Raw genomic sequence first — 5,924 nt, 5'->3', positions numbered from 1 at the left:
AACGCAGAGGAGGATAAATTAGAGGAGCCAACAATCAGGTGACTATCTTCATTGGAACGAAACATATAAGCCTTTGGATGAAAGGAAATTCCATTACTTCTATAGATTCTAATCTCTGCATGAGGAAGTTCCTCTAGTAAGAGCTCCAGTGCCTCGGGCTGAGTAATGTATAAATAGTCACCAACTAGTAGCTTAAGCTCTGCTCCACGTAAACCTGCCTCCTTTAAAGAAGGGAGTACATGCCTCACGCCTGATTTCATAGCAAATGCAGTAATCCAGTAAATACTAGTCGCATCAAGAGTAAGACTCTTCAAGTCCTCGATAAGATTAGATGTGATCAGCCTTAGCTTACTCATCCTCAACCTCTATTAAATAGATTCCTTCGTTAAATCCACCGCGCTTCTCCTTTTTGGCAAGGCGGATTTGCTCAAGCTCCTCATAGGTAGCTTTATGAATAGGAAGGGCTGCATGTATTAATTCTAATATATCTGCTAGCTCTTCAAGTGCATCTTTGCGATTATCCGTTACTTCAAATTCCTTTACTTCTTCATATAATTTGTTTTTCACTTCGGTTAAATGCTCTGATTTATCTAAAATACGCGTGGAAAACTTACTTCCAGATTTCTCGATTACCTGGGGGATTAGGTCACGTACTAGCTTATTGTAAACTGGCATAATTGTTCCTCCTTACTATGGAAAGTAACATATTTAGTTTGCTACTGTTGATATTAATCTTAAACCTTTCGTATATCTCTTTACAAATGAATTATATAGTTGCGGACTCCTTAACCTATTACGTGCTGTCTATAATAGGACGGGCTAATATTATGATTCGCCTTAAACAGCTTAGAAAAGTAGTTGGCGTCATTAAAGCCAGTTTTGGCTGCTATTTCGTGGATAGTGAGATTGGTTTCCTGAAGTAGCTGCTTGGCATGGTTGAGTCGCTTCTTAGTAACGTATTGCTTGAAGGTAGTAGCGTTTGTTTTCGAGAAAAGCATACTTATGTAACTAGGACTGATTCCTAAAAATTCTGCTAGTTGGTCAAGGCTAAGCTTATCGTCAGTATAATGGAGGTCGATGAAGTCCAGTGCGGCATTTACGTAGTCGAACTGGCCTTTTTCTTTTTGTTTTTCTACCTGATTCATAATGTCCTGACAGAGGAGGACGATTTCCTGGATAATCGTGTAAAGAACTGGATGATTTAGAATGATTTCAAAGAGTTGATTGTAGCGATGTTCCAAATCTATTCGTTTCTCCATTTGGTATTTAAGCATGAATCTCCGGATTTGTGCGAGAATACTAGTCAAATGGATTCGAATAGTGTCGGGATGATAATACGTTTTGATGGTAGAGATGCTATATAAAAAATGCTTAATTGTCTGTACGTCATTTTGCTCTAGGCTCGACATCCAAAGTCGTTGCTGTTCCATTGTTAAAAATGGGTCCAAACTTTGAAAGGTAGGAAGTTCGCTCACAAGAAAAACCTGCCCAAAGCCATGTTGAAAACGTAACTTCAGGGTTTCCTTTATAGCTTGGTACATGTCCTTTACGGATTTTCTCGGTAAATCATAGATAGCTATATTTAAGTTGGTATTCTGTGTGTTAGACCATTCCCTTATAATTGCCTTTGTTTTTTTACAAAGCTCCTCGAGTGTTTCTTCTGTTGAGAATGCCACAATACGCTTAGAAAGGGGAAAGAGAGTCAAATGATTTAGGGATTCTAGCCAATGGAAAAGCTGTTCATTCTGCTCCAAAATCTCAGCCTCCAACATCAGACAAAATGTAAACTCTTGCTCTATCTCATATTGATCTAAAAATAAGGAAGGATAAATCGAATGCTCTCCTATTAAAGGTAGACTCTCTTGTTGCACTTTTAATTCATTTCTAACTGCATGAGTTAAATATTGTTTAAGCAAGCTTAAGTCTATTGGTTTAACCAGGAGAGTGAGCGCTCGCATGGAAAGTGCTTCTAAAGCATGCTTAAAAAGTGGCTCTGCAGTGATCCCAATGATGTGATGGGAATTTAGCGATAATGCTTTTCTTAATCGATTGGAATCACTCTGAGCAAGCAACTCCATTTCGAGTAAAATAACCTCTGGGTTCTCGGCCTCGATTTGCTCCACTGCCTCGTTAAAATTTCCTGCCTCTAAAACAGTCATAACATCCAACTGATATCGCTTGATAAACCACTGGATACCATTTCTTTCCGTTTGATCCCTGTCAATAATTAAGAGCTTCAATCTGTTACACCCCCTACTAGTTGTACTTATTTAACTTTGAATTAACATTGAGGTATTTTCTTATCATTTTATTCATTGATTCACAAAATCATAAATTATTACTTGTTTATCTTTATAAAATTCCACCTTATCTAAAAAAATTCCTTTATTTTAAACCTGGATTATATATATATTATTTTTTCAGAATTTTATAATTGGTAAAACAGAGGGATGTGTTTATAAGACCCCTTTCATTAAGCGTATTTTTATCATATTAAAGGGAGTGTTGTGTGATGGAACATGTTATGCAAAATATTAAAGCACCAACGGGAAATCAGCTTTCCTGTAAAGGATGGACGCAAGAGGCTGCTATGCGTATGCTCATGAATAATTTGGACCCCGAGGTGGCTGAAAATCCAGATGAGCTAGTGGTGTACGGGGGAATAGGAAAGGCAGCACGAAACTGGGCGAGCTTTGAGCAAATAATCGAGTCACTAAAAAAGCTAGAAAATGATGAAACGCTACTCATTCAATCAGGTAAGCCGGTAGCAGTGTTTCGTACGTATGAGCACTCGCCACGTGTATTGATCGCGAACTCTAACTTAGTACCAGCTTGGGCTAACTGGGAGCATTTTTATGAGCTAGAGGATAAGGACTTGATGATGTATGGTCAGATGACTGCCGGTAGCTGGATATATATTGGTGCTCAAGGAATTTTACAGGGAACTTATTTGAGCTTTGTAGAGGCAGGTAAAAAGGTGTTTGGTAGTGCAGACCTCCGCGGAAAACTAATTTTAACAGGTGGTATGGGTGGGATGAGTGGTGCTCAGCCCCTTGCAGGGAAGATGGCAGGAGCAGTCATCTTAGTTGTAGAGGTCGATAAAAGACGGATTGAACGGAAAATGAAGGAAGGCTATTGCGACTATTTAGTAGAAGATTTAGATGTGGCACTGAAAATGGCGAAGGAGTTACAGGATAAGAAAGAGCCCGCATCCATTGGGTTAGTTGGAAACTGTGCGGATATTTATAGAGAAATATATGAGCGTGGAATTGTTCCACATCTAGTGACAGATCAAACTAGCGCACATGATCCGTTAAATGGATATATTCCAAATCATATGTCTTTAGAGGAGGCACTTAAGCTTCGTAAGGAGGATCCAAGGGCATATGAGCATAAGGCAAAAAAGGCTATGGCTGATCATGTTCAGGCTATGCTCGACTTCCAAAAAGCAGGATCAGAGGTATTTGATTATGGTAATAACATTCGGAAATATGCACAGGAAATGGGTGTAGCGAATGCTTTCGACTTCCCCGGTTTTGTTCCAGCGTACATTAGACCATTGTTCTGCGAAGGAAAAGGCCCGTTTCGCTGGGCTGCATTGTCTGGGGACCCGGAGGATATATTAAAGACGGATGCGCTTGCAAAGGAAATGTTTGCAAAAGATGAGGCGCTAGTAAACTGGATTGATATGGCACAGAAAATGGTGAAGTGGCAAGGTCTCCCTGCACGAATCTGTTGGTTAGGATATGGTGATCGCCACCGCTTTGCGCTTAAGGTGAACGAAATGGTAGCTTCAGGAGAACTTAAGGCTCCCATTGTGTTTGGGCGCGACCATCTAGACTCAGGCTCTGTAGCATCTCCTAATCGAGAAACAGAGGGGATGAAGGACGGCTCAGATGCAGTTTCAGATTGGCCAATCTTAAATGCGTTAGTGAATGTTGCCGGTGGAGCAAGCTGGGTGAGTGTACATCATGGTGGTGGTGTAGGCATGGGGTATTCACAGCACGCAGGTCAGGTGCTCGTGGCAGATGGTACCGACATGGCTACAGAAAAGATTAGCCGAGTACTTATATCAGACCCTGGAATGGGTGTTGCCCGTCATGCAGATGCCGGTTATGAGATTGCTATAAAAACTGCCCAAGAGAAGAATGTTCATATACCAATGCTAAACAAAAAAGGATGAGGATACATGACATTACTAATCACAAATGCCAACCAATTAATTACACTAGCATCGGCTAGTAAAAAAGCTCGCACAGGAAAAGAAATGAGTGAGCTTAACATTATAGAAAATGGAAGTATGTTAATAGAAGATGATCGCATCGTCGCCGTCGGTACAAAGGAAGAGCTTCAGGAGCAGCATCCTGTGCTCATCGAGCAAGCACAGATTATAGATGCATCAGGCCATATAGTTATGCCAGGTCTAGTAGACGCCCATACTCATCTCGTCTTCGGAGGAACTCGTGAAAATGAATTCCAAATGCGTCTAAACGGTGCTACCTACATGGAAATCATGAATGCTGGTGGAGGAATTCATGCGACCACAAAGAAAACGAGAGAATCATCCTTTGACCATTTATATGAGAAAACATATAACCATCTTAATGATTTTCTTCGCCATGGGGTAACAACAGTAGAAGCGAAAAGTGGTTATGGGTTGGACTGGGAGACCGAGCAAAAACAGCTACTTGTTGCAAAGAAGCTACAGGAAAATCATCCGGTCGACGTCGTTCGGACGTTTATGGGAGCCCATGCGGTACCCGCTGAGTACAAAGAAAATCCAGATGCGTTTGTCGATCTGATAATAAATGAGATGATTCCAATGGTTGTGGAGCAAGAGTTAGCGGAGTTCAATGATGTTTTCTGCGAGAAGGGAGTATTTACTCCAGAGCAGTCTCGTAGGATTTTAATGGCAGGCAAGGAGCATGGGCTTATTCCTAAAATTCATGCCGATGAAATTGAACCATATGAGGGGGCGGAGCTAGCAGCAGAGGTTGGAGCCATATCTGCAGAGCATTTATTGGTAGCATCGGATAAAGGAATACAAGCAATGGCGAAGGCTGGAACTGTTGCTGTTTTATTGCCAGGGACAGCATTTTTCCTAAAGGCAGCTTCTGCTCGTGGAAGGCTAATGGTAGATGAAAGGGTACCAGTTGCTATATCCACTGATTTTAATCCAGGTTCTTCCCCAACAATATCTATGCCTTTTATCATGAATTTAGCGTGCATGAACATGGGGATGACGATGGCAGAGGTGCTCACAGCAACTACTATTAACGCTGCCTATGCTATTAATCGTGGAGATGAGATCGGTTCTCTAGAGGTGGGTAAGAAGGCAGACGTACTTATTCTAAATGTAGCAAACTATCAGCAATTGCAATACTTCTACGGGATGAATCATACAAAAACTGTTATCAAAAATGGAAAAGTAGTTTTGGACAACGGAGTGATTACCGATGGACTATAATAAAGCTCCGATAGAGCACTCGCCATTTGATTGGCAAAGGACAGTACATCAGGATATGAAGGTAAAGGATTGGATAGTTCCTCAGTGGCAAAGTGAGAAAAAAGATTGGAATGTAGTGCTTCTAGGATCACCGCTTTCCAGATCCTCTATTAGTGTTTCAGGAGCCTCCGAGTTTCCAAATGCCTTTCGCCAATCGTGGGAAAAATTCTCAACCTACTATATTGATGAAGATATAGATATTCGCGAGTTAAAAGTAGCAGATATCGGAAATGTAAAAATGCATGTTACCGATATTTTGCGCTGCCATCAACACATCGAGGATGCGATGGAGAGTATCGCAGAGACCTATCCGAAAGCACTGAAGGTGACCATTGGTGGAGACCATTCGGTAACGGCAGCAACTATTCGTGGACTGAAGAAGGTAATGCCAGAGAAGAAGATTGGTATTTTACAGCTG

General features: G+C 41.2%; 6 protein-coding genes. 3 read left to right on the top strand and 3 right to left on the bottom strand.

What is annotated here, in order from left to right; all coding sequences use genetic code 11:
* The 3 genes from AC06OU_RS07890 to AC06OU_RS07880 all read right to left on the bottom strand — a co-directional run.
* The coding region (locus tag AC06OU_RS07890; protein ID WP_475855080.1) for a phospholipase D-like domain-containing protein at positions 1 to 356 on the bottom strand (356 nt) is incomplete at its 3' end.
* Positions 349 to 675, bottom strand: coding sequence for a nucleoside triphosphate pyrophosphohydrolase (locus AC06OU_RS07885; RefSeq protein WP_475855079.1), 327 nt, complete (start codon positions 673 to 675; stop codon positions 349 to 351). The genes AC06OU_RS07885 and AC06OU_RS07890, both read right to left, overlap by 8 nt.
* A 110-nt stretch (positions 676 to 785) precedes the next feature.
* Complete coding sequence (locus AC06OU_RS07880; protein ID WP_475855077.1) at positions 786 to 2,240, bottom strand: helix-turn-helix domain-containing protein; 1,455 nt, start codon at positions 2,238 to 2,240, stop codon at positions 786 to 788.
* Positions 2,241 to 2,512: 272 nt separating this feature from the next.
* On the opposite strand from AC06OU_RS07880, the gene hutU reads away from it, so the two are divergent.
* The 3 genes from hutU to AC06OU_RS07865 form a co-directional block, all read left to right on the top strand.
* A complete protein-coding gene (gene hutU / locus AC06OU_RS07875; RefSeq protein WP_475855076.1) occupies positions 2,513 to 4,183 on the top strand; it encodes a urocanate hydratase in 1,671 nt (556 codons plus the stop codon).
* Positions 4,184 to 4,189: 6 nt separating this feature from the next.
* Complete coding sequence (hutI, locus tag AC06OU_RS07870) at positions 4,190 to 5,467, top strand: imidazolonepropionase (protein WP_475855075.1); 1,278 nt, start codon at positions 4,190 to 4,192, stop codon at positions 5,465 to 5,467.
* Positions 5,457 to 5,924, top strand: a 468-nt coding sequence (locus AC06OU_RS07865; RefSeq protein ID WP_475855074.1) for an arginase family protein, incomplete at its 3' end; no start/stop codon positions are given. The genes hutI and AC06OU_RS07865, both read left to right, overlap by 11 nt.

Source organism: Psychrobacillus sp. (assembly GCF_056205495.1).
Note: the sequence above shows the minus strand (reverse complement) of the source record. Positions and strands in the feature narration are given on the sequence as shown.

Coding starts and splice junctions, on each gene's coding strand:
- AC06OU_RS07885 (WP_475855079.1), bottom strand. CDS start 675: ATGCCAGTTTACAATAAGCTAGTACGTGACCTAATCCCCCAGGTAATC.
- hutU (WP_475855076.1), top strand. CDS start 2,513: ATGGAACATGTTATGCAAAATATTAAAGCACCAACGGGAAATCAGCTT.
- hutI (WP_475855075.1), top strand. CDS start 4,190: ATGACATTACTAATCACAAATGCCAACCAATTAATTACACTAGCATCG.